This is a genomic window from Amycolatopsis sp. NPDC054798 (assembly GCF_053611505.1).
In genome coordinates this window covers 1-20,666 of the sequence record NZ_JBSHAM010000043.1, presented here as the reverse complement: position 1 = coordinate 20,666, position 20,666 = coordinate 1, and the positions used below count along the sequence as shown (strand labels likewise).

The window sequence follows — 20,666 nt, the reverse complement described above, 5'->3', positions numbered from 1 at the left end:
GAGCGCGAACGCGCAGGGTCACGAAACCCGCAGCAAAGCCCCGATTCGCACCGCGACCTCGGCCGCGCGCTCCTGCGGCAGCATGTGCCCAGCACCGGGAAAACGGACAAACTCCGCGTCCGGCAGCTCGTCCGCGATCACTTTCGCGTGCGGCAGCGGGCAAAGCCGGTCCTTCTCCCCCGCCAGCACCACGGACGGAGTACCGCGCAGGGTCGCCAGCGCGACGCGACAGTCATGCGTCGAAATCGCGTCCTGGAACGCGCCGAGGCTCGCCGGATGCGCGCACAACAGCTGATCCGCCACCAGCCGGAGGTCCGCGCGGCGCGGACGGTCGCCGAACACGAGGAACCGCGCGCCCGAACGCACCATCGCCGGGCTCAACGGCAGCCGCTCGCCCTTGCGGTGCGACAGCGCCTTCGCCAGCCGGCGCTCGAACCGCGCGGAGAACTGGCCCGCCATTCCGGGCAGCCCCAGCGTGATCCGGTCCATCTGGCCCGACGACGTCGCCACGAACGCCGCGCCGACGACCCGGTCGCGCACCAGCTCCGGATGCCGTTCGGCCAGCGCCATCATGGTCATGCCGCCCATCGAATGCCCGGCGAGCACCAGCGGACCCGAGGGCACGCGAGCGGCGATCAGCTCGGCCAGATCGTCGGCCAGCCGCGGAATCGTGCCCGTTTCCTTGGTCGCGGCCGCGGAACCGCCGTGCCCGCGCAGGTCGTAGCGCAACGTCCGGACACCGGGACCGAGGTGGTCGACGACGCCGTCCCACGTGCGGTGGTCCTGCGTCCAGCCGTGCACCAGCACCAGCGTGACCGCGGCGTCGGCCGGGCCGCTCATTTCGACGTGCAGCGCACAGCCGTCACCGGTCACGAACCGATGCTCGCGGGCGGGATTACGCAGCCGCTCTACGGTAGTCATTTACCCTCCGGCAGCAGGAAAGACTTACGCCAGAACGGTTTCCCGGGCAGCCCGACGAGACCGGACTCCTGCAGGAACGGCATGATCTTCTCCCCGGCCCACGCGATCGTCGCGCGCCAATGCGGGTTGTTCAGCGCCGTCTCGACGCCCTCGCGCGGCCGGATCCCGACCGCCTTGTAGACGTTCGGGTTGATGAACGCCCGCGTCACGAAGTACGAGATCAGCGCGATGCTGAACTGCTGGTAGGCGACCTCCGCGCGGCCGAGCTTCGCCATCCCGCGAGTGACTTCCTCGCGGGCGAAGGTGACGTGCCGCGCCTCCTCCAGCACGTGGATCCGGTTCACCATCCGGACCAGCGGCTGGATCTGGTCGTCGTTCATCTGCTCGCGCTGCAGCCGGTCGAGCACCTCCTCGGCGACCAGGATCGCGCCGTAGCGCGCCGGGCCGTAGGAAATGGTCGGCATCAGCTTCGCGAACTGCCGCAGCACCGGCACCGGACCGTAGGTCGGGCAGCCGATCCGCGCGGACATCCTCGCGAACATCGTGGAGTGCCGGCATTCGTCGGCGATCTCGGTGAGCGCGAACTGCGCGTGCGCCGTCGTCGGGTCCTGTGCGTAGACCTCCTTGAGCAGCATCTGCATCAGGAGGATCTCGAACCACAGCCCGGTGGTCGCGATGCTGGCCATCTCGTGCTTGCCCAGCTCGATCCGCTGTTCCGGGCTCAGCCGGTCCCACAGCGGGGTGCCGTAGAGCGACGAGCGCTCCGGCAGGATGTACCGCTTGCCCTCGACCAGCGGCGCGTCCCAGTCGATGTCGACATCCGGGTCGTAGAACTTGTTCGCCGCCGACTTCAGCAACCGCTGTGCCGTCGCTTCCCGGTCGGTCACCTTGAGCGTCCGCGTCATCATCAGCCCCTTTCAGCGCCTGACTCGCCGTTGAATCGAGAAGCCGCGTCCCGCCTGCTCCCACGGGAACTGTGCTCCAGAACATGTAACCCGTGGTAACAGTTACCTCTGGTAGCATGACCGCCGTGATCGAACGTGTCAAGCGCTCCAGCAAGCAGTCCGGCAAGCAGGCAGCCGACACCGAGACGAGCGCCGGCGGCACCGGCGACGCCCGCCGTGATCGCTGGCGCAAGCACCGCATCGCGCGCCGCGCGGAGTTCGTCGAGGCGGCGTTGCGCGCGCTCGACGCACACGGTCCAGAACTCGGCATGGAGGACGTCGCCGCCGAAGCGGGCGTCACGAAACCCGTGCTGTACCGGCATTTCGAGGACAAGGCGGACCTGTACGTCGCGCTCGGGCAGCGCGGTACGGAGATCCTTTTCGAACGGCTGATCCCGGCGATCAACGCGGAACTCGCGCCGGTGCCGCGGATCCGGATGGCGCTCGACGCGTTCTTCGGCGTCATCGAAGAACATCCGAACCTGTACCGCCTGCTGGCACACGGCGGGCTGCCGGGCAAAACCACCGATTCGGACGTCGTCGCGGAGGACAAGGAGGTCATCGCCACCGCGCTGACCGCACTGCTCGGCGACTACATGCGGATGTTCAACATGGACTCCGGCGCGGCCGAACCGTGGGCGCACGGGATCGTCGGCATGGTCCAGAGCACCGGCGAATGGTGGCTGGACCGGCGATCGATGGGCCGCGATTCGGTGGTCGAGTACCTCACCCAGATCATCTGGGCGGCGATCGACGGGCTCACCCGCCAGCAAGGCGTGGTGATCGACCCGAACCTGCCGCTCGAGGAGAACAAGGTCGTCCAGCTCGGACGGACCGAGAACGACACCGCCGCCGGCGACGAGGCCGGCTGACGAGAGGATCCCGGATGAGCGACGAAGACGGCTACACGGGCTCGGCGACGCTGGTCGTCGACGGCACGGAAATCGCCGCGAACGTCGATCTGCGCGGCTATTTCCAGCCGATCGACGGTTACTACCACTGGTACGGCCGCGTCGCCGCGGACCCGAAGCTGACCGAGGCGGTCGGCGGGCGCAAGAAAGCGTGCGAGGTGCGGATCGGCGAGCACACCGCCGAGGGCGAACTGTCCGACCCTGACCCGTGGGGCCGCTACCGGCTCACCGGCACGTCCACGCCGCCGTTCGCGGTCCCGAAGACCCTCGCCGAGGTCGAAGAAGCCACCGCCTGACGACCGGTCCCCGAAAAGCCGTGAAGGGCTCCTTCCGGGAATCTGATTCCCGGAAGGAGCCCTTCACGGACTTTGAAGCTGGGTCAGTCGCCGACGCCGAAGCCGACCTTGCGGACGTCGGACGGAGCGATTTCGACGTACGCGATGCGGTCGGACGGGACCAGGTACTTGCGGCCCTTCTCGTCGTTGAGGCGGAAGAGCCCGTCACCGGCCGTCAGCGCCTCGGCGACCAGCTTCTCCACCTCTTCGGGAGTCTGGCCACTGGACACCACCAGCTCGCGCGGCGTGTCCTTGATGCCGATCTTGACCTCCACGTGGGACCTCCGCTGGAAACTCGTTGTGACTACGCCCGGCAAGGCTAACCGAAGCGGGCCGCCGCGGTGGCGCGCGACCAGCAGGTGACTCGCGACCACTCGCTCAGCCCAGCCCCAGCGCCTGCATGCGCTTGGTGTGCCCTTGCTGCAACCGGCGGAACAGCGCGCCGATTCCCGCGAGATCGCCGGACCCGGCGACGATCAGTTCGGCCAGGCCATCGCGTTCGGCCACCACGTATTGCGCCTGCGTGAGCGCCTCGCCGAGCAGCCGCCGTCCCCACAGCGCGAGCTTGTCGCGGGCCTTCGGATCGGCCTTGATCCCGGCCGCGACTTCGCGTTCGGCGAACGCCGAATGCCCGGTGTCGGCGAGCACGGTCAGCACCAGATCCTTGGTCTCGGGGTCGAGCCAGTTCGCGATCTCGCGGTAGAGATCGGCCGCGAGCCCGTCCCCGACGTACGCCTTGACCAGCGACTCCAGCCACGATTTGGGCCGGGTGGAGGCGTGCCAGGCGTCCACTTGCGACACGAACGGCGCCATCGCGTCCTCGACCGCGACGCCGTTCGCGGCCAGATGCTTCGTCAGCAGATCGAGGTGCCCGATCTCCGCGGCCGCCATCGAGGCGAGCGCGGCGCGGCCGGCGAGCGTCGGCGCGGTGCGGGCGTCCTCGGCCATCCGGTCGAACGCGGACAGCTCCAGGTAGGCGATCACGCCGAGCAGGTCGACGACGCCTTCGCTGATCGTGGGCGGGGATGCGGCGGGCTCTGCGGGCGCGGCGGGGTCGGTCACGGCGACGAGGGTATCGCCGAACCGCAGGCCCGCGCCGTGAAGAGACCGATCCCACGCCGCGCCGCCGCTCCCGGTATTCCCCGGAAAACACCTGACCAGGTACAGTGGGGTCGGATAAAAAGAGCTTCGCCGCGCCGGACCGCCTTTTTTCGAGAGGCCCCGGGAGCGGCGGGAACCAGGCGAACGGCCGGTGCCACCAGGGCGACCGGGGTTCGCCGCAAGTGTGCGTGCACGCCTCCTAGCGGCATTCCCGGGAGGGCGGCTCCGGCACCAACGACCTCCGCAGACGAGGCGCAGGTGCGAGTCAGGCCCCCGGTCGAGTGTCGAGTGACAACCGGCCTGTGCGCGCTGGTCACGAGAGAGGCGATCACCCTGACCGCAGAACAGTCCACAACCGAACAGACCGAAACCGTGCAGGCCACCGCCGCCGTCGCTCTCGAGCACAGCGAAAACGGACCGGCCGCACTCGACACGTCGCACCCGCTGCAGGCCGGTGCCCCGGTGACCGAAGAGGCGCCGACGTTCGAGTCCTTCGGTGTGAAGCCGGAAATCGTCAAAGCGCTCGCCGAAGCGGGCATCGAGCACACGTTCGCCATCCAGGCGCTGACCCTGCCGCTGGCCATGGCCGGCGACGACCTCATCGGCCAGGCCCGCACCGGCATGGGCAAGACGCTCGGCTTCGGCGTGCCGCTGCTGCACCGCGTCGAGGTGCCCGGCGACGGCACCCCGCAGGTACTGGTCGTGGTGCCCACGCGCGAGCTGTGCATCCAGGTCGCGAACGACCTGAAGGGGGCCGGGAAGCACCTCGGCATCCGCACGCTGGCGATCTACGGCGGACGGCCGTACGAGCCGCAGATCGAGGCGCTGCGCAAGGGCGTCGACGTCGTCATCGGCACGCCGGGACGGCTCCTCGACCTCGCCGAGCAGCAGCACCTGGTGCTCGGCAAGATCCGCGGGCTCGTCCTCGACGAGGCCGACGAGATGCTCGACCTCGGCTTCCTGCCGGACATCGAGCGGATCCTCCGGATGGTGCCGGACCAGCGGCAGACCATGCTGTTCTCCGCCACGATGCCGGGCCCGATCATCACGCTCGCCCGGACGTTCCTGAACCAGCCCACGCACATCCGGGCCGAGGAGAACGACGCGGGCGCGATCCACGAGCGCACGGCGCAGTTCGTCTACCGCGCGCACTCGATGGACAAGACCGAGCTGATCGCGCGGGCGCTGCAGGCCGAGGGCCGCGGGCTCACGATGATCTTCAGCCGCACCAAGCGCACCGCCCAGAAGATCGCCGACGACCTGGTGGAACGCGGTTTCGCGGCCGCCGCGGTGCACGGCGACCTCGGCCAGGGCGCGCGCGAGCAGGCGCTGCGCGCGTTCCGCTCGGGCAAGGTCGACGTCCTGGTGGCGACGGACGTCGCGGCGCGCGGCATCGACATCGACGACGTCACGCACGTGATCAACTACCAGTGCCCCGAGGACGAGAAGACCTACGTGCACCGCATCGGCCGCACCGGCCGCGCGGGCCGCACGGGTGTCGCGGTCACGCTCGTCGACTGGGACGAGGAACCGCGCTGGAAGCTGATCTCGGACACGCTGAACCTCGACCTGGCAGAGCCGGTGGAGACGTACTCGTCGTCGCCGCATCTGTACAGCGACCTGGGCATTCCGGAGGGCACGAAGGGCAGGCTGCCGCTGTCGAAGCGCACCCGCGCCGGCCTGTCCGCCGAGAAGGAAGAGGACCTGGGCGGCAAGCGCCGGGGCCGTCGCGGCTCCGCTGCTTCGCCTGAGTCTTCGTCCGCGGAGGAGGAAGCCCCGCGCAAGCGCAACCGGACCCCGCGCAAGCGGACCCGTGGCGGTGCCCGTGCCGCAGCGGCCGTCGAAGCCGCGGATGCCACCGCCTCGACCCCCGCTGAGCAGCAGGAAGAGCGCCCCCGGACCCGCCGCCGCACCCGCTCGGGAGCCGACGCGACCGGCCCGGCGACGTCCACCGGCAACGCGACGGCGTCCGATTCCGGCGAGACCGCGGAACGTCCGGCACGCCGCCGCCGTCGCCGTCGTCCGTCCGCATCTGATACACCTGCGTCGGCAGACTGAGCGACACACCGGGAGTCAGTTACGTGAACGACCACGGGAACGGCACCGACGAAACGCCCCCCGAACCCGGATCGAACGTAGCGGGCACTCCCGCGAATCCCGACGAACGCCCCCGGCCGGACACTCCGGCCGGGGCGTCCGCGTCGGGTGAAGACGCTTCGGCTGCTGAGGGTGGCCCCGGCGAGCCGGGCGAGGTTTCCGCCGCGCCGGACGAGCCCTCTGCAGGCTCTACCGCGGCAGCCTCAGGCAGCTCCGCTGGGAACACTTCTGCTGCGCCAGGCGGGCTCTCCGCAAGCTTGACCGAAGCAGCGCCAGGCAACACCACCGGGAACACTTCCGCCGCGCCAGGCGGGCTCTCCGCAGGCTCCACCACGGCAGCCTCAGGCAGCTCAGCCGGAAACGCTCCCACCACACCGAGCGGGCTCTCCGCAAGCTCCACCACGCCAGCCCCCAGCGGCTCTCCCGAAAACCCATCCGCCGTTCCCAGCTCACCGCCCGCAGCCCCTGCCGCGCCAGCTGACGAACAGCCATCCGCCGGTGCCCACGCCGCGATCCCCCCGGTCACCCCCGAGGAACAAACCGGCCCGATCGCCCGCGTCACAGGCGAATCCACGACCGCCGGGGTCAGCAGCACCCCCTACGGTTCCGAAAACCTCCTCCCCCGCCAGCCCGTCACCCCCGCGGATCCCGTTGCGCCGCCAGGGAAAGCCCGCCGCTCGCCGTGGAACCGGGGACGGGACCGGGTGATCGCGGGGGCGATCGTCGTCGTGGTCGCGGTGGTCGCCGCGATCGTCGCCGCCACGAGCGACAACCTGCACACCAGCCGGGCACTGGCGGATCCGCCGCACGCACTCCCCTCGCCGCCGACCGCCGTGCCCGGGTCGATGACGCAGCTGTGGCAGGCTCCGAGTTCGGCGACGCCGATCCCGATCGGACAGTCCGACACCGTCACCACCGCGGACGGCAGCGAGGTCGCCGGGCGCGATCCGCTCACCGGGCAGATCCGCTGGCACTACACCCGCGAAAACCTGCAACTGTGCACTGTGGACACCGCATGGGGCCGGATCAACGCGGTGTACCACAAGACAGTGGGCTGCAGCGAGGTCACCCAGCTCGACCCCGCCACCGGCCGCATCACCGCCCAGCGCAACGGCGACGCCGAACTGGGCACCCGCCTGGTCAACGACGGCAGCCACGTCACGACGACGGGCAAGCATCTCCTCGACACGTGGCGCGACGATCTCGTGAAGAGCATGGAGTACGGCAAAGTCCCGTTCCTGCAAAACGCGAACAAGCAACCGCGCCCCAACTGCACTTACGGAACCGTAGCAGCGGCAGCCGACAAAATCGGCGTGATCGAACGCTGCCCCGGCGACCGGACCGACCGGCTGACCGTCTACAAGGCGACCGCCGAACACGAGGACGAACCGAAGGTCACCTACACCGCGCTGCTGGCAGGCAAGCGGGCCCGGGTGATCGCGATGTCCGGCGACCTCACCGGCGTCCTGCTGCCGGACCAGAAGCTGTACGTCGTCTACGGCGCGGACGGTTCGCAAAAAGCCGCCTACCCGATGGATCTCCCCGCTTCGGACGTAGCGAACGATCCGGTCGGCGGCACCGAGGCGACGACCCGCACCGCAGCGGGGATTTACTGGTACAGCGGCTCAAAAACCGTTGCGCTGTCGCGAGACGACCTGTCGCCGCGCTGGACCCTGGACGGTACGCTCGGCCCCGGAATCACCTTCGCGACCCAGTTGGTGGTGCCCATCCGCGGAGGACTGGCCGTACTGGACGAAACGAACGGCGCGACGCTACGCACAGTCGGCGTCGACCGCGGCGCCTACACCGGCCCGGTCCGCCTCACCGCGCTAGGCCCGGTGCTGCTGGAACAACGCGGCCCGAACGTCGTCGCCCTGCGCTGATCGCCTCAGATCCACCACAACACACCGAACGCCACCGCCGCGACGACCAGCACCCCAGCCCCGGCAGACGCCGCCACTTTCCCGGTTCGACGGTCGGCGATCCGTTGCAGCGCAAGCATAATCACCGCGGCGACGGGATGGCCGATGAGCTTGAGCGCCCCTGGCCCGGAGGCTCCGTTCACGAGACACAACACACCGACCACAAGCACGCCGACGGCGAGAACTGCCATCCCTGCGGCGACCGACCCGGTGAACCCGCGCCACCACCGTCCGCGAGGCTTCCGCTTGGCGGAGGATTCGTAACGCTCGGGGGCTGCTTTGGCGTTGCTAGCGGGTGTTTCATGGGCAGCCGCGCTGTTCGCTGCCCCGGTTCCGGTGGCGGAGTCATGGATAACGGCAACGTCAGCCGCTGCCGAGTCTTGGGCCGCCTCTTCAGGGTCGGTCATGGTGCGATCGTTTGCCGCTGAGTCATGCATAACCGCAGCCGTGCGCTTCGCGGCCGCGCGGTCATCCGCCGATTTCCGGAGTGCCGCGTCGGGGACAGCCGCGCGATCTTCCGTCGTCGCGTTGCCGTCGCCCGCAACCGCACGAGCGTCCGCTGCAGACCTGCGCACCGCCCGACCCCCGCGCCCACCCGCTGCACGACGCTCGTCACCGGCCCCGCCATTCCTCACCCCGGCAGGATCCTTCCCCGCCGCACCGCGAACAGCCGCCGCCCCGCGAGCGCCCCGCCCCTCAACCGCAGCCTCACGAGCGTCCCGATCTCCAGCCACAGCACCGCGAACCGAGCCCGCAGCCGTACCACCGCGCACCCCGTCGACCCCACGCCCCCGCGCGTCAGCCGCCTTCCTGCGGGCCGCTTCCTCAATGTCCGGTGCCGCCACGATCCTCGGGTCCAATCCACATCTCGGGAAACCCCCTACGGCGCAAGCAAATCCCACGGTTGCGCGGCAGGAGCTGTCTGCTGTCCCGCTGCGCAGCTCGGGCGGAAGTCGCACCAGGCGCAGCGGCGGTCGGGGCGGGCGGGGAACAACGTGTCTCCGTCGCCGCCTGCGTCAAGGGTATCTGCTGCCAGCCGCAAATCTCCGGCGGTCTCCTCGGCGCGTTCCAGGTGCCGCTTCAGGGTTTCCGGCGTGTGTTCCGCCGCGGCGATCGTGCCGGACGGCAGATGGTGCAGTTCGACCTTTGTGCACGGCATGCGCAGGGTGCGGGTAGCGGCCACCGCGTACATCGCCAGCGCCTGAGACGCCCTGGCCTCGTGTTCGTCCGGGGCTCGGCGGCCGGTTTTGTAGTCCACGATCACCAGTTCGCCGTCGCGCTGGTCAATCCGGTCGGCGCGGCCTTCGATGATCATCGTCGGGCGGCCGCCGGTCGTGCTGACCGGTGCGGACACCCAGCGTTCCAATCCCACCGGATCGTCGCTGACGTCGTTGTCCTCCACGTACTCCGCGACCCAGCCCTTCGCCCGCGCACGGTAGTGCGCGGCCTGGTCGTCGTCGGCGAAACCGGCGTCTTTCCAGTGCTCGGACACCAGCGCCATCGCGCGCTGCGGCGTCCGTTTCGCCACCGGCAGGTCGAAAAGCGCGCGCAACGCGTTGTGCACCACCGCACCCAGCGTGCTGTGCGCCCACGGTCCGGTGCGCTGCGGCGTCGGCCGGTCGAGATACGCCAACCGGTACCGGCGCGGACAATCGTCAAAGGTGCTCAGCCGCGCCGGCGACACCTTGGTGAGCCGCTGCGGTTGCTCGACGCCGAAGTCGAACCCCAGCTGTTCTTTCACGCCGCCCCCTTCCATCGACGCCCACGCTACGCACCCCCACCGACACTTTCCGGCGTGGGCCCGTCAGCTAGCCAGCGCCGGCGATGAAGCCCTGCACCGAATTCGCGACCAGCTCCACCGCGATCGCGGCGAGCAGCAGGCCGGCGATCTTCGCCAGGAGCGTGATGCCGCTTTCCTTGATCAGCCGGATGACCACGCCGGAGAACCGCATGCAGGTGTACAGCACGAAATGCACCGTCACGATCGCCAGCGCCAGCGCGATGTAGGCACCGATATGACCGTCGGCCTGCCGGACGAAGACGATGGTCGCCGCGATCGCGCCAGGTCCGGCGAGCAGCGGGGTGCCCAGCGGGACCAGTGCGACGTTGACGTCCTCGGCCGCCTCCGGCTCGTTGCTGCCCGCGTTGCCGGTGAGCAGCTGCAGCGCGATCAGCAACAGCAGCAACCCGCCCGCGCCTTGCAGCGCCGGGATGCCGATGCCCAGATACGCCAGGATCGCCTGCCCGGCCACCGCGAACAGCGAGATGACCAGCAGCGACACCAGCACCGCCTGCCGGGCCGCTTTCACCCGCGTGGCCATCGGTTTGCGGCCGACCAGGCTCAGGAACACCGGCACCGTTCCCGGCGGGTCCATGATCACGACGAGGGTGATCGTCGCGCTCATGAAGAGCTTCGCGTCGAAGAAATCCGAGACGGCCATCTCAGCCCTTCACCACTTGGAAGCCGGTCGCCCGCCCCACCAATTCCTCCAGCTGGTCCGGTTCGGTCGTTTCCTGGCCGAGCCCGATCGTCTTGTTCGTGCCGTGATAGTCGCTGGACCCGGTGCGGACCAGGCCCAGTTCGTCGGCCAGTTCGCGGGTGCGCACCCGGGTGGCCGCGTCGTGGTTGGGATGGTTGACCTCGACGCCGGTCAGTCCGCGGGCCGCCAGGTCGCGCAGGGTGTCCTCGCTGATCGTCGCGCCGCGGCTGAAGGCGAAGGGGTGCGCGATCACGGTGACCCCGCCGGCCGCGGTGACCATGTCGATCGCTTCCTCGACCGGAGTGTCACGGCGTGCGACGTAATAGCCGCGACGGCTGTGCAGATAGTCGCCGAACGCCTCGTCGACCGAACTGACCAACCCGGCGCGGACGAGCGCCTGCGCGAGATGCGGACGTCCCGCGGGCGAGTCTTCCGGCAACAGGCCCAGGATTTCGTCGGCGTCGACCGGGAGGCCGTCCGCGGCCATGCGCTCGGCCATTCGCCGCAACCGGGTGCGCCGTTCGATGCGCAGCCGCGTCTGTTCCGCGACGATCGCGGGCGCGGCCGGGTCGAAGAGGTACGCGAGCAGGTGGACGCTGATCTCGTATCCGGTGTCCGGATCGATCGACACTGTCGACAGCTCCGCGCCCGGCACGAGCGTCATCCCGGCGGGCAGGGCCGCGGCGGCCGGTTCCCAGCCAGCGGTGGTGTCGTGATCGGTGATCGCGACGACGTCGAGACCGGCACGCGCGGCAGCGCCGACGAGCTCAGCAGGGCTGTCGGTACCGTCGGAGGCCGTGGAGTGGGCGTGCAGGTCGATGCGCATCGGACCCATTCTCGACGATGCGCTGCGTCACCCCGGCACCGGGACCAGCGCCGACGCGCCGCGGGGGTCAGCCGACCGGCTTCTTGCCCCGTGCCGCGCGCTGCGCCTTGATCATCGAGAACCGTTCGGCCTGCTTCTGCTTGTCGCCGAACACGAGCTCGGAGATCGTGTCGTAGAACTCCTCGGGCCGCGGCAGGTAGTCGATCCGGTTCAGCGCCTGGATCTGACCGGCCGATTCGACGACCATCGTGCCGTAGCCCAGCATCCGGCCCCATGCCGAACGCTGGTAGGTGAGGTCGGTGACCTTGCTGATCGGCATCATCAGCACCTTGGTGGTGAAGACGCCGGTGGTCATCACGAACCGTTTGTCGGTGACGACCAGCCGTTCGACCCACCATTCGATGATCACGTAGGCGAACCGCAGCACCACCGCCAGCGCGACGTACCAGAGGATGTTCTGCACCACCCACATCGACGGCGGCAGCAGATACGACACCAGCACGCACACGATCAGCAGCGCGGCTGCCTCGAACGTGTCCCAGAGCAGCACCGCCCAGTGGCGGCGGATCCGGATGACCCGCCGCTCGGTGTCGAGGAGGTACTCGTCAGGGTCGCGTGGCGCGAACATGGTTCGAGGGTATCCCCTGTCGTCAGTGGAAGATGTTGCTGACGAACGTGATCACCGATTCGGCCGAGCTGCGCAGGAAGTCAACAATGTTGCTGACAAGACCGGCAGCATGGCCCGGCTGAGCGATCACGAAGAACAGCACCAACGCGATACCCACGAGTCCCGCAAGCTTCTTCGCGTTCACAGCGATCAATCCCGTCTCTTCCATGACACCCGGAAAACTGACTTTCTACGTTGTACCGCACTGACCACTCACGCGGGAGGAAAGTCCCGCGCATGGGTCAGCCAGGCGCTCGAAGTGTACCGTACGGCTACTCTCCGTGTACAGCTTCCCGGCGGCTAGGGGGTACGGCCGGGGTCGGCTACCGTCGCGGCATGGACGGCCTCGAACGCTGCGTAGGCGGCATCGTGTTCGACGACCAGGGAAGACTCCTGCTCATCCGGCGCGCGAACGATCCGGGGAAAGGCCTGTGGTCGCTGCCCGGCGGGCGGGTGGAACCGGGCGAAACGGACCACGAGGCGGTGGTCCGGGAGCTTCGCGAAGAGACCGGGCTCGACGTGAGACCGCACACATTGACCGGCTCGGTCCTTCGCGGCCGATTCGACATCCACGACTACGAATGCACGTGGACCGGCGGAATCCTCACCGCGGGCGACGACGCCACCGACGCGCGATGGGTCAACTCGGCCGAACTGGTCAATTTGGACGAAGCTGGCCACCTGGTGGACGAGCTCATGGTGACGTTGCGTGACTGGAATGCGTTGCCCGCCGCGTAACCCGGAGCGGTCATTTCCGCATTGCGCGCGGCCGCGTCCGCGAATCGGAACGGATTGCGAAGTTGCCGGAAAGTTTCCCTGGCGTTCAGCTATCCGCGATGAGCACGGAAAATGCGCGGAACGCGTATTCGATATCGCCGGACGCGCATCGGTCCGCCGGCGCGGGCGCGTGCGGAGCGGTGTGACTGATGGGGTGAATGTGACACAGGTTACGCACGGCGCCGAGGACCGTCGTGCGCGGCGATCACGGTTCTCACCGGGATCGCCGCGCACGAGACAGCTCAGGGCAGCCAGGTCATCCGCTGGCCGTGCGGCGCCGTCCGGGCCAGCGCGCGGGCCTCGGGTTTCCCGTCCACCCAGGTCGTCAGCCCGAGCATCGCCATCGCGGGCTCCTCCGAACCCGCCGCCAGGTCGTCCCGCCCAGGCAACACGGTCTCCAGCACGCCCCGGTAGAACTCCTGGCTCACCCACCACACCGGCCGGGCCGAGGACAGCCGCGCCAGTTCGGCCACGAAGTCCGCGCGCCGGTCTCCGACGTACGCCAGCGCGTGGCTCGTCAGCACCACCAACGGCAGTTCCGAGGGCAGCCGCGACGCTGCCGAGGCCAGGTCGTCCACCGCGTCCCCGGCGATCAGCTCCGGCGCGTGCTTCCGCTGTTCCGCGGCAGCGGTGCGCAGCAACCGGATCCGGTCGACCTGATCGGCCCAGACGCACGCCTCCAGCCACGCCAGCTCGTCCTCGTCCGAGAGGTCCACCGGAGCCCGGTCCAGGCCAGCCCGTGCCGCCACCGCGATCTTCTTGGGCAGCTTGGGCAACCGGGCGCCATCCGCGACGTCGATCGCGCAGTGCAGCCCGACCGCGGCCTTGGCCGGACCAGCGGTGAGCTGCTCGCCGCCGTCGCATTGGTAGCGGTAGCCGAACCGGTCGAGCCCCAGCAGCAATCCCGCGCTGCAGCCGACCTCGAGCAACGCGATCTTGCCGCCCGCTTCCTTGGCCGCCGCGGCGACCGCCGGGTACAGCAGCGCCGCGCGGCGCACCTCGTTCGTCTGCGTGTAGCGGGTCGAGATGATCTCGCGGGCCTGGTCCGCGCGCTCCAGCAGGAAGGAGCGGAACAGCGGCCACGTCTCGCTGTCGACGCCGTCGAAGCCGCCCACCGACGGGTAGTACCGCGACAGCGGATGAATCGGATCCGCCTGCACCAGCCGGTGCGCGGCGGCGAACAGCAAGGTGCCGCGCGCTTCTCCGCCGCGCGCGTCGGTCAGCAACGCGGCGACGTCGTCGTCCTCGGCCGCGTGCGTGGCGAGGTGGTCATACAGCGGCGAAACTCCGCGCGCCTCCACCTCGGCGAACTTGCGCAGCGTCTGCTTGATCTTCTCCAGGGCGATGGCCACCCGTGCTCCCCTTCGGCGGATCGATCACTCGTGCGGCGTCGGACGGCCGGGCTGTTCCCCGCCGCGGGTGTCGCCGTAGGACCGCTTCGGCACCATCACTTTGCGCCGGAAAATGCACACGATGGTGCCGTCCTGTTTGTACCCTCGCGTCTCGACGTACACCACTCCCCGGTCGTCCTTGGACTTCGACGGGGTCTTGTCGAGCACCTCGGTCTCGCCGTAGATCGTGTCGCCGTGAAAGGTCGGCTTCACGTGCTTGAGCGATTCGACCTCGAGGTTCGCGATGGCCTTCCCGGACACGTCGGGCACCGACATGCCGAGCAGCAGCGAGTAGATGTAGTTGCCGACCACGACGTTCTTGCCGAAATCGGTCGTCTCGCCCGCGTAGTGCGCGTCCAGGTGCAGCGGGTGGTGGTTCATCGTGATCAGGCAGAACAGATGGTCGTCGTATTCGGTGACGGTCTTGCCGGGCCAGTGCTTGTAGACAGCGCCGACCTCGAACTCCTCGTAATACCGGCCGAATTGCACGCTTGCGCCTCCTGTCCGGGTAACACCTGCCGAACCAGGTGCGACACGTATCCGTGGTGAGGAGTACCCTCGACCATCGGTGATCGCGCGTCAACGCGACCCCCGCCACGTCGCACGCCACGACGTGCCCCGGCTGTAAGGAGGTGAGGAACCGCCCATGAGCAGTGGTGATAGTCCGCTCCCTAGTAGTACGTGCGTTCCCGCCCCGCCGGCCGGCCTTTTCCGCTCCTGGTAGGCCCGCGTCCGGGAACCCACGGTGCCGCCGGACGGACGCCGCAGTCCGCCTGGCCGTCGTCTTCGTGTTCCACGACGCCTGCCCAGGAGAACCCATGCCTGCCATTCCCTCGCTAGGCGGCCTTCGCGGCCGCGGCAACAACCGGGCCAAGGCCAATCTCGACCGGCCGATCCCGGTGCCGCTGTCGGCCTATGTCGTCGATTGCGCGGTGTATGTCGACGGCAAGCGGCTGCCCGGGCGCTGGACGCACGCCGAGGCGATCCGCGAGGTGCGCAAGCGGCACGCCGGGTTCGTCTGGATCGGCTTGCACGAGCCGGATTCCGACCAGATCCAGGGCATCGCGGACACCTTCGGCCTGCACGAACTGGCCGTCGAGGACGCGCTGGAGGCGCATCAGCGGCCGAAGCTGGAACGCTACGACGACACGCTGTTCCTGGTGCTGAAGACAGTCCGTTACGTCGAGCACCAGTCGCCGACCACGGCGAACGAAATCGTGGAAACCGGCGAGCTGATGGTGTTCCTCGGCCGCGATTTCGTGATCACCGTCCGGCACGGCAACCACTCCGGCCTTGCCCGGTTGCGCCGTGACCTCGACGACGATCCGGAGCGGCTCGCTCTCGGCGCGGCGGCGGTCGTGCACGCGATCGCCGACCACGTGGTCGACCACTACCTGGAGGTCACCAGCCGGATCGAGGCGGACATCGACGAGATCGAGGCGCAGGTGTTCGCGCCGCGGTCCTCGGTGAGCGCCGAGCAGATCTACCTGATGAAGCGGGAAGTGCTCGAACTGCGGCGTGCGGTGGTCCCGCTCGCCACGCCGGTGTCGCGGCTCGCCGAGGGCTACACGCGGCTGGTGCCGGACGAGGTCCGCTCGTATTTCCGCGACGTCGCCGACCACCTCGCGACGGTGTCCGAACGCGTCGCGGCGTTCGACGAACTGCTCAGCACCCTGGTCGACGCGACCGTCGCGAAGATCTCGCTGCAGCAGAACACCGACATGCGCAAGATCACCGCGTGGGCGGCGATCATCACGGTGCCCACGATGATCGCGGGCATCTACGGCATGAACTTCGACTACATGCCCGAACTGCACTGGCAGTTCGGCTATCCGATCGTGGTCACGGTCATTCTCGCGATCTGTCTGCTGCTGTACCGAATATTCCGGAAGAACGGCTGGTTGTAGCCGCCCCCTCGCGGTCCCCTTTTCTTCCCCCGGTTGCAGGAGGTTTGTCTCGTCATGTCCCGGTTGCTGTCCAACCTCAAGTTCTGGGCCCTCGCCCTCTGCCTCGTGTGGATCGTCGGCATCGTCGCGATGATCGCGCTCAACCCCGGATTCGCGCACGGCATGAAGTGACGCCGCGTGCGCCGTAACCTTGGCGCATGCCGAAAGCGCTGGTGGTGGCCGACGAGGCCGACGAGCGGCTGTGGACCCCGGCGGTCCGCTCGCTGCGGGTCGACCTCGTCGTCGCTGCCGGCGATCTGCCGTTCGCGTATCTCGAATTCCTCGCCGGCATGCTCGACGTGCCGTGCGTGTTCGTCCCCGGCAACCACGATCCGGACCTGAGCGGCTACACCCGCTACGGCGGACTGTCCATGAAGGACGGTTTCCCGACCGAATGGCCCGGCCCCGCGGGCGGAATCAACGCCGACGGCCGCGTCGTCGACATCGCCGGCTTGCGGATCGCCGGGCTCGGCGGTTCGATCCGCTACCGCGACGGCCCGAATCAGTGGACCCAGCGGCAGCAAGCCCGCCGGGCCCGGCGGCTGGAACGGCGCTTCCGGTGGCGGAAATGGCGCGACGGCAACGGAATCGACATTCTGCTGACGCATTCGCCGCCTCGGCATCTCGGCGACCGCGAAGACCCGCCGCACCAAGGTTTCACCTGTCTGCACCGCACGATCGAAACCCTGCGGCCGCAGTGGCTGCTGCACGGACACATCCACCCGCACGGCGAACCGGTGCCCGACCGCGTGGCAGGCCGCACCCGGATCCGCAATGTAGTGGGCTATCAGGTGATGGAGTTCTCGCGATGACCCGACCGACCGGTTTCCCGCGCGCCGACGCCGAAAACGACTTCCTGCGAGCCCGGCGGCGGCAGGTGCTGTCGCGGCTTTCCACGTGGCTGCGCCGGGAACCCGACGACGTCAACATCATGCTGCCGTTCCACGAAGTGGTGCAGGCACTCGGTTACGTCAGCGAAGCGCGGATCGGGACCCGGGTGATCACTTTGGACTCGATCGTCGGCACGGTCGACCGGAGCCGCGATTTCGACCGCCGGTTCCGGCCCACCTCCGCCCGGGTCCGGCAACGCTGGGAACGGCTCGCGCTGGCCGCCCGCCGCGGCGAAGCGATCCCGCCGATCGAGGTGTACCGCGTCGGCGAACTGCACTTCATTATTGACGGCCACCACCGGGTTTCGGTCGCGCTGGCACAAGGACTGTCCACAATAGAAGCTTCGGTGACGGTCGTGCGCACCAAACTGAACCCGAGCGGCATCCGGTATCGCGGCGACCTGATCGTGAAGGACTACCGGCGGTTGTTCCTGGAACGAGTCCCGCTCTCCGGTCATGCCCGCGCTTCGGTGCTAGTCACGGATCCGTGGAACTACGCGCAGCTCGGCGAGCACGTCGAGGCGTGGGGTTTCCGGCTCATGCAGGACGAAGGCCGGTTCACCGACCGCGCGACCGTCGCGCAACGCTGGTTCGACGAGGAATTCACCCCGGTGGTGGCGATGCTGCGGCAAGCCGATCTGATCGGCGACCGCACCGAGGCCGAGGCGTACCTGTGGGTCGCGTGCGAACGGTACCGGCTGATCCGGACGCACCGCTGGGACGAGGAGGTCATCGAGACGCTGCGCGCCCAGCAGTGACTTGTCAGGAAGCTCCTGACGTGTCAGGCTGTTCCTGACACCAGGAGGTAGCTGATGACTTCGTACTGCTCGTTCTGTCTCAAACCGGCCGACGAGGTGGCCAAACTGATCGCCGGCGCGGGGGTCTACATCTGCGACGGATGCGTCGGACTGTGCGAACAGATCCTGGCCGGGAAACACGAGCCGGGCGCGCCCGAGGTGACGCTGTGGGAGCGGAAATCGGACGAGGAGATCCTCGAGAGCATCCCGCGGATGGCGAAGGTCAGCGCGCAGACGGACGCGCGGATCCAGGAGCAGGTGGATTTGCTGCGGGCACGCGGGGTGGCGTGGGCGCGGATCGGCGAAGCGCTCGGGGTGACGCGACAGTCGGCCTGGGAACGGTTTTCCGCCGAGCGGACATGAGAAGGACCCCCTCCCGTGTGGTGGCGGGAGAGGGCCGATCGATCACAATGGTCTGGTGCGGCTTGCTCAGTCGCTGGGGATGATGGCCCACAGGATCAGGTACGCGACGAACTGCGGCCCCGGCAGCAGGCACGACAGCAGCGCGAGCACCCGGACCTTGCCCGGAGTGGTCCCGAAACGACGGGCGAGCCCGGCGCAGACGCCGCCGATCATGCGCCCCTCCCGCGGCCGGCTCAGCCGGTGGGTGACAGGTGCGGTCATGGTGTTCCCCTCCCGTTTGGGTTCGTAGGTCCATGGCACCACGTCCGGGGCCGGGACGCATCGCCCCGCGGGACGATCCGGACCCCTAAGGGGATGGGGTCCGGACCTGGGGAGTAATCGGGGTTGTGCGGGGAACTCGCAGGTCAAAGCTCCCCTGCCGCTTGCCATTCCCGGCTGACGCAGCCTTCCTCGCAAGCCCACGAACCGTCTGCCCGACCGGCTTTGAGCACGCGCTTCGCCGCCACCAGATCCGCTTCCGGCGGGACAGTGAACGCGACCATGTTGAATCGCTCGAACCCTTCGCCCTCGAAGCCGAACGGGGCGAAGCGGTCGAGTACGCGGCCCAGGTCCCCCGCGAACGGGCCGTCCGGCCAGACGATCATCCGGATAGTGCAGTTTCCGGACCACTCCACCCGCTCGACCGGCCGCAGCACCCCTTCCGCGTCCCGCTCGACGCGGAAAACGTCGCCCTCGGCCGTATCGCGGGCAAACCACGGGATGTTGTCCAGCCGCACGTGGTCCGGCCGGTCCAGCGGAACCGCCCACAGCCCTTCGCTGCGGACCGGCGGCCAATCGTCGCCGTCGCAAGGCAGGTCGAACACGACCTTCACGTGCGTCGGCTGATCGAATTGACGGGTTTGTTCAGGCACCGCCGAAGCTTGCCATCGCCTTCACTCGAGCGGGCACGCGGCTTCCCTGCCCGACCGGCATAGCCCGCGGACCAGGCTTCCCCGTCGCCGAATCCCATTTTCCCTTCTGCACCCGCCCGACCAGCGGTGATAACGCAGCGAAGTGTGGGATTTCCCGGCCGGGGCTGGATTTTTCGCGACCCACGGTGATACTGCACCCCGTGCGTAACCCACTCGGAGTCCTCGCCGTCGGCTGTTCGGTGCTCCTCGCCGCGCTAGCCGGATGTTCCGCGGAGTCTGCCCCGGCCCCGGCGGCGCAGTCCACGCCGGTGCCCTTGACCGCGATCGCGGCGCTCGGAGACTTCGCCACGCTCGACTACTGCAGCCTCCTCGACCCGAAGCGGCTCAAGAACACCACTGCCGACACGCCGGATTCGTCGTTCACCGCTTGCCAGGCGGACTTCGTCCAGGCCGGGCGGCCGCGCACGGTCACCATCGGGCCGCTCGCGGCCGACCGCGATCCCACCATGCAGGCCTACGAGTACCCGGGCAAGGTGCCGGACGGCGTTTCCGTGCAGCAGGCCGGTTTCGTGCCGGATCGGACGTGCGGACGGGCCATCACCTTCGCCGACGGGGTCCGGCTGGCCGTTTCGGTCGCCGACGGGGACGATCGCGGCAGTGCGGAGGACCGGTGCTCCGCGGCGGACGACATCGTCGGCGGAGTGCTCGCCGCGGTGACCGGCAATCGGGTGCGGCATCCGCAACTGCCGGACCGGTCGTGGGGGCGGGTGGATTCCTGCGCGATGCTCAGCGCGTCCGGAGCACAGGGCGGCGACGCGACGGCCGGGCTCGCCGGGCATTCCTGCATTCTCGACAAGGTGAGCCTGGAGTTCGCGGTGGTGCGGCAGGCTCCGGCGGGGCCGTCGGAAACGCTCGGCAACCGGGTGGCACGAGTGGCGGCCGACGGGGCGTTTTGCCGCGTCCGGACGGTGCAACCCTCCCCTGCCACGCCGGGACGCGCGGAGCAGGCGACGGTGAGCGTGGTCGACACCAGCGGCGCGGGAGGGGACGCGGCTTGTCCCGCCGCCCGCACCGCCGCGGCGACGATCTTTTCGCGAATCCCCTGAACGTCCGTGAAGGGCTCCTTCACGGAGAAGCCTTGTCCTAACCTGCAGAAACACCCCGAAGATGACGATCGCAGTAAGGATCAGGCAAGCGAAAGGATCACAAACCGGGCACCCGGCCCTCGGTGCGGGCCACCGCCTCCAGGTCGTGCTCGCGAAACAGGCACACACAGATGCCCATGGTCGTGCTCAAGCTCCAGCGCCCAAGCCGTTTCCGCATGCCAAACATCACGCGCGAGAGGGCCCCGTCCGTCCGTGAAGGGCTCCTTGAGGGAATCAGATTC

25 protein-coding genes are annotated in these 20,666 nt (G+C 68.9%); 10 read left to right on the top strand and 15 right to left on the bottom strand.

The features are described 5' to 3' along the window. Nucleotides 1-18: 18 nt before the first annotated feature. Both ACWGIC_RS25035 and ACWGIC_RS25030 read right to left on the bottom strand, forming a co-directional pair. A complete protein-coding gene (locus ACWGIC_RS25035) occupies nt 19-921 on the bottom strand; it encodes an alpha/beta fold hydrolase (RefSeq protein WP_452078380.1) in 903 nt (300 codons plus the stop codon). Beyond that, nucleotides 918-1,826: an AurF N-oxygenase family protein gene (locus ACWGIC_RS25030; RefSeq protein ID WP_037816391.1), complete on the bottom strand. Its 909-nt coding sequence runs from the start codon at nt 1,824-1,826 to the stop codon at nt 918-920. Before ACWGIC_RS25030 ends, ACWGIC_RS25035 begins: the two co-directional genes overlap by 4 nt. A 116-nt stretch (nt 1,827-1,942) precedes the next feature. On the opposite strand from ACWGIC_RS25030, the gene ACWGIC_RS25025 reads away from it, so the two are divergent. Both ACWGIC_RS25025 and ACWGIC_RS25020 read left to right on the top strand, forming a co-directional pair. After that, nucleotides 1,943-2,737: a TetR/AcrR family transcriptional regulator gene (locus ACWGIC_RS25025; protein ID WP_452078379.1), complete on the top strand. Its 795-nt coding sequence runs from the start codon at nt 1,943-1,945 to the stop codon at nt 2,735-2,737. A gap of 14 nt (nt 2,738-2,751) precedes the next feature. After that, nucleotides 2,752-3,072, top strand: coding sequence for a DUF4873 domain-containing protein (locus ACWGIC_RS25020; protein ID WP_452078378.1), 321 nt, complete (start codon nt 2,752-2,754; stop codon nt 3,070-3,072). Nucleotides 3,073-3,155: 83 nt separating this feature from the next. Here the strand turns inward: ACWGIC_RS25020 and ACWGIC_RS25015 are convergent, their stop codons facing one another. Further along, entirely contained in the window at nt 3,156-3,386 is a 231-nt protein-coding gene (locus ACWGIC_RS25015; protein WP_009072973.1) for a DUF3107 domain-containing protein, read from the bottom strand. Nucleotides 3,387-3,489: 103 nt separating this feature from the next. Beyond that, nucleotides 3,490-4,173 carry a ferritin-like fold-containing protein gene (locus tag ACWGIC_RS25010; RefSeq protein ID WP_452078377.1) on the bottom strand — a complete coding sequence of 228 codons (684 nt, stop codon included), beginning with the start codon at nt 4,171-4,173 and terminating at the stop codon, nt 3,490-3,492. A gap of 501 nt (nt 4,174-4,674) precedes the next feature. Between ACWGIC_RS25010 and ACWGIC_RS25005 the strand changes: the two genes are divergently transcribed. Then, nucleotides 4,675-6,270, top strand: coding sequence for a DEAD/DEAH box helicase (locus ACWGIC_RS25005; protein WP_452078425.1), 1,596 nt, complete (start codon nt 4,675-4,677; stop codon nt 6,268-6,270). A gap of 743 nt (nt 6,271-7,013) precedes the next feature. Beyond that, a complete protein-coding gene (locus tag ACWGIC_RS25000) occupies nt 7,014-8,192 on the top strand; it encodes an Rv3212 family protein (RefSeq protein WP_452078376.1) in 1,179 nt (392 codons plus the stop codon). Nucleotides 8,193-8,197: 5 nt separating this feature from the next. On the opposite strand, the gene ACWGIC_RS24995 is transcribed toward ACWGIC_RS25000, so the two are convergent. The 6 genes from ACWGIC_RS24995 to ACWGIC_RS24970 form a co-directional block, all read right to left on the bottom strand. After that, a complete protein-coding gene (locus tag ACWGIC_RS24995) occupies nt 8,198-8,638 on the bottom strand; it encodes a hypothetical protein (RefSeq protein WP_452078375.1) in 441 nt (146 codons plus the stop codon). A 473-nt stretch (nt 8,639-9,111) separates the two neighbouring features. Continuing rightward, nucleotides 9,112-9,987, bottom strand: coding sequence for a RecB family exonuclease (locus tag ACWGIC_RS24990; protein ID WP_452078374.1), 876 nt, complete (start codon nt 9,985-9,987; stop codon nt 9,112-9,114). A 52-nt stretch (nt 9,988-10,039) separates the two neighbouring features. After that, on the bottom strand, nt 10,040-10,672 hold the full coding sequence (locus ACWGIC_RS24985; protein WP_452078373.1) for a MarC family protein: 633 nt from the start codon (nt 10,670-10,672) through the stop codon (nt 10,040-10,042). A 1-nt stretch (nt 10,673) separates the two neighbouring features. After that, complete coding sequence (locus tag ACWGIC_RS24980) at nt 10,674-11,537, bottom strand: PHP domain-containing protein (RefSeq protein ID WP_452078372.1); 864 nt, start codon at nt 11,535-11,537, stop codon at nt 10,674-10,676. A 67-nt stretch (nt 11,538-11,604) separates the two neighbouring features. After that, the gene (locus tag ACWGIC_RS24975; RefSeq protein WP_009072960.1) at nt 11,605-12,165 is read right to left on the bottom strand and encodes a PH domain-containing protein; all 561 of its coding nucleotides are present in this window, start codon (nt 12,163-12,165) and stop codon (nt 11,605-11,607) included. A 22-nt stretch (nt 12,166-12,187) separates the two neighbouring features. Beyond that, nucleotides 12,188-12,373 (bottom strand): hypothetical protein, encoded by a 186-nt coding sequence (locus ACWGIC_RS24970; protein WP_037815868.1) that lies wholly within the window; start codon nt 12,371-12,373, stop codon nt 12,188-12,190. Between the two features lie 167 nt (nt 12,374-12,540). Between ACWGIC_RS24970 and ACWGIC_RS24965 the strand changes: the two genes are divergently transcribed. Then, complete coding sequence (locus tag ACWGIC_RS24965; protein ID WP_452078371.1) at nt 12,541-12,942, top strand: NUDIX hydrolase; 402 nt, start codon at nt 12,541-12,543, stop codon at nt 12,940-12,942. Between the two features lie 281 nt (nt 12,943-13,223). On the opposite strand, the gene ACWGIC_RS24960 is transcribed toward ACWGIC_RS24965, so the two are convergent. Both ACWGIC_RS24960 and ACWGIC_RS24955 read right to left on the bottom strand, forming a co-directional pair. Further along, nucleotides 13,224-14,327: a DUF2332 domain-containing protein gene (locus ACWGIC_RS24960; RefSeq protein ID WP_452078424.1), complete on the bottom strand. Its 1,104-nt coding sequence runs from the start codon at nt 14,325-14,327 to the stop codon at nt 13,224-13,226. Between the two features lie 30 nt (nt 14,328-14,357). Further along, nucleotides 14,358-14,861 carry a MaoC family dehydratase gene (locus ACWGIC_RS24955; protein ID WP_037815874.1) on the bottom strand — a complete coding sequence of 168 codons (504 nt, stop codon included), beginning with the start codon at nt 14,859-14,861 and terminating at the stop codon, nt 14,358-14,360. Between the two features lie 329 nt (nt 14,862-15,190). Between ACWGIC_RS24955 and corA the strand changes: the two genes are divergently transcribed. From corA to ACWGIC_RS24935, 4 genes are all read left to right on the top strand, one after another. Beyond that, complete coding sequence (gene corA, locus ACWGIC_RS24950) at nt 15,191-16,279, top strand: magnesium/cobalt transporter CorA (RefSeq protein ID WP_452078370.1); 1,089 nt, start codon at nt 15,191-15,193, stop codon at nt 16,277-16,279. Nucleotides 16,280-16,476: 197 nt separating this feature from the next. Next, nucleotides 16,477-17,130 carry a metallophosphoesterase family protein gene (locus ACWGIC_RS24945; RefSeq protein WP_452078369.1) on the top strand — a complete coding sequence of 218 codons (654 nt, stop codon included), beginning with the start codon at nt 16,477-16,479 and terminating at the stop codon, nt 17,128-17,130. After that, nucleotides 17,127-17,966, top strand: a complete 840-nt coding sequence (locus ACWGIC_RS24940; protein WP_452078368.1) for a chromosome partitioning protein ParB — start codon at nt 17,127-17,129, stop codon at nt 17,964-17,966. The genes ACWGIC_RS24945 and ACWGIC_RS24940 overlap by 4 nt, the downstream gene beginning before the upstream one ends. Before the next feature lie 54 nt (nt 17,967-18,020). Continuing rightward, nucleotides 18,021-18,368 (top strand): ClpX C4-type zinc finger protein, encoded by a 348-nt coding sequence (locus ACWGIC_RS24935; protein ID WP_452078367.1) that lies wholly within the window; start codon nt 18,021-18,023, stop codon nt 18,366-18,368. 66 nt (nt 18,369-18,434) lie between these two features. Here the strand turns inward: ACWGIC_RS24935 and ACWGIC_RS24930 are convergent, their stop codons facing one another. Beyond that, nucleotides 18,435-18,629 carry a PspC domain-containing protein gene (locus ACWGIC_RS24930; protein WP_009072943.1) on the bottom strand — a complete coding sequence of 65 codons (195 nt, stop codon included), beginning with the start codon at nt 18,627-18,629 and terminating at the stop codon, nt 18,435-18,437. Nucleotides 18,630-18,772: 143 nt separating this feature from the next. Beyond that, nucleotides 18,773-19,279 (bottom strand): DUF4265 domain-containing protein, encoded by a 507-nt coding sequence (locus ACWGIC_RS24925; RefSeq protein ID WP_452078366.1) that lies wholly within the window; start codon nt 19,277-19,279, stop codon nt 18,773-18,775. A 200-nt stretch (nt 19,280-19,479) separates the two neighbouring features. On the opposite strand from ACWGIC_RS24925, the gene ACWGIC_RS24920 reads away from it, so the two are divergent. After that, nucleotides 19,480-20,385, top strand: a complete 906-nt coding sequence (locus tag ACWGIC_RS24920; RefSeq protein WP_452078365.1) for a hypothetical protein — start codon at nt 19,480-19,482, stop codon at nt 20,383-20,385. Nucleotides 20,386-20,482: 97 nt separating this feature from the next. On the opposite strand, the gene ACWGIC_RS24915 is transcribed toward ACWGIC_RS24920, so the two are convergent. Then, on the bottom strand, nt 20,483-20,666 hold a 184-nt coding region (locus tag ACWGIC_RS24915; RefSeq protein WP_452078364.1), incomplete at its 5' end, for a hypothetical protein.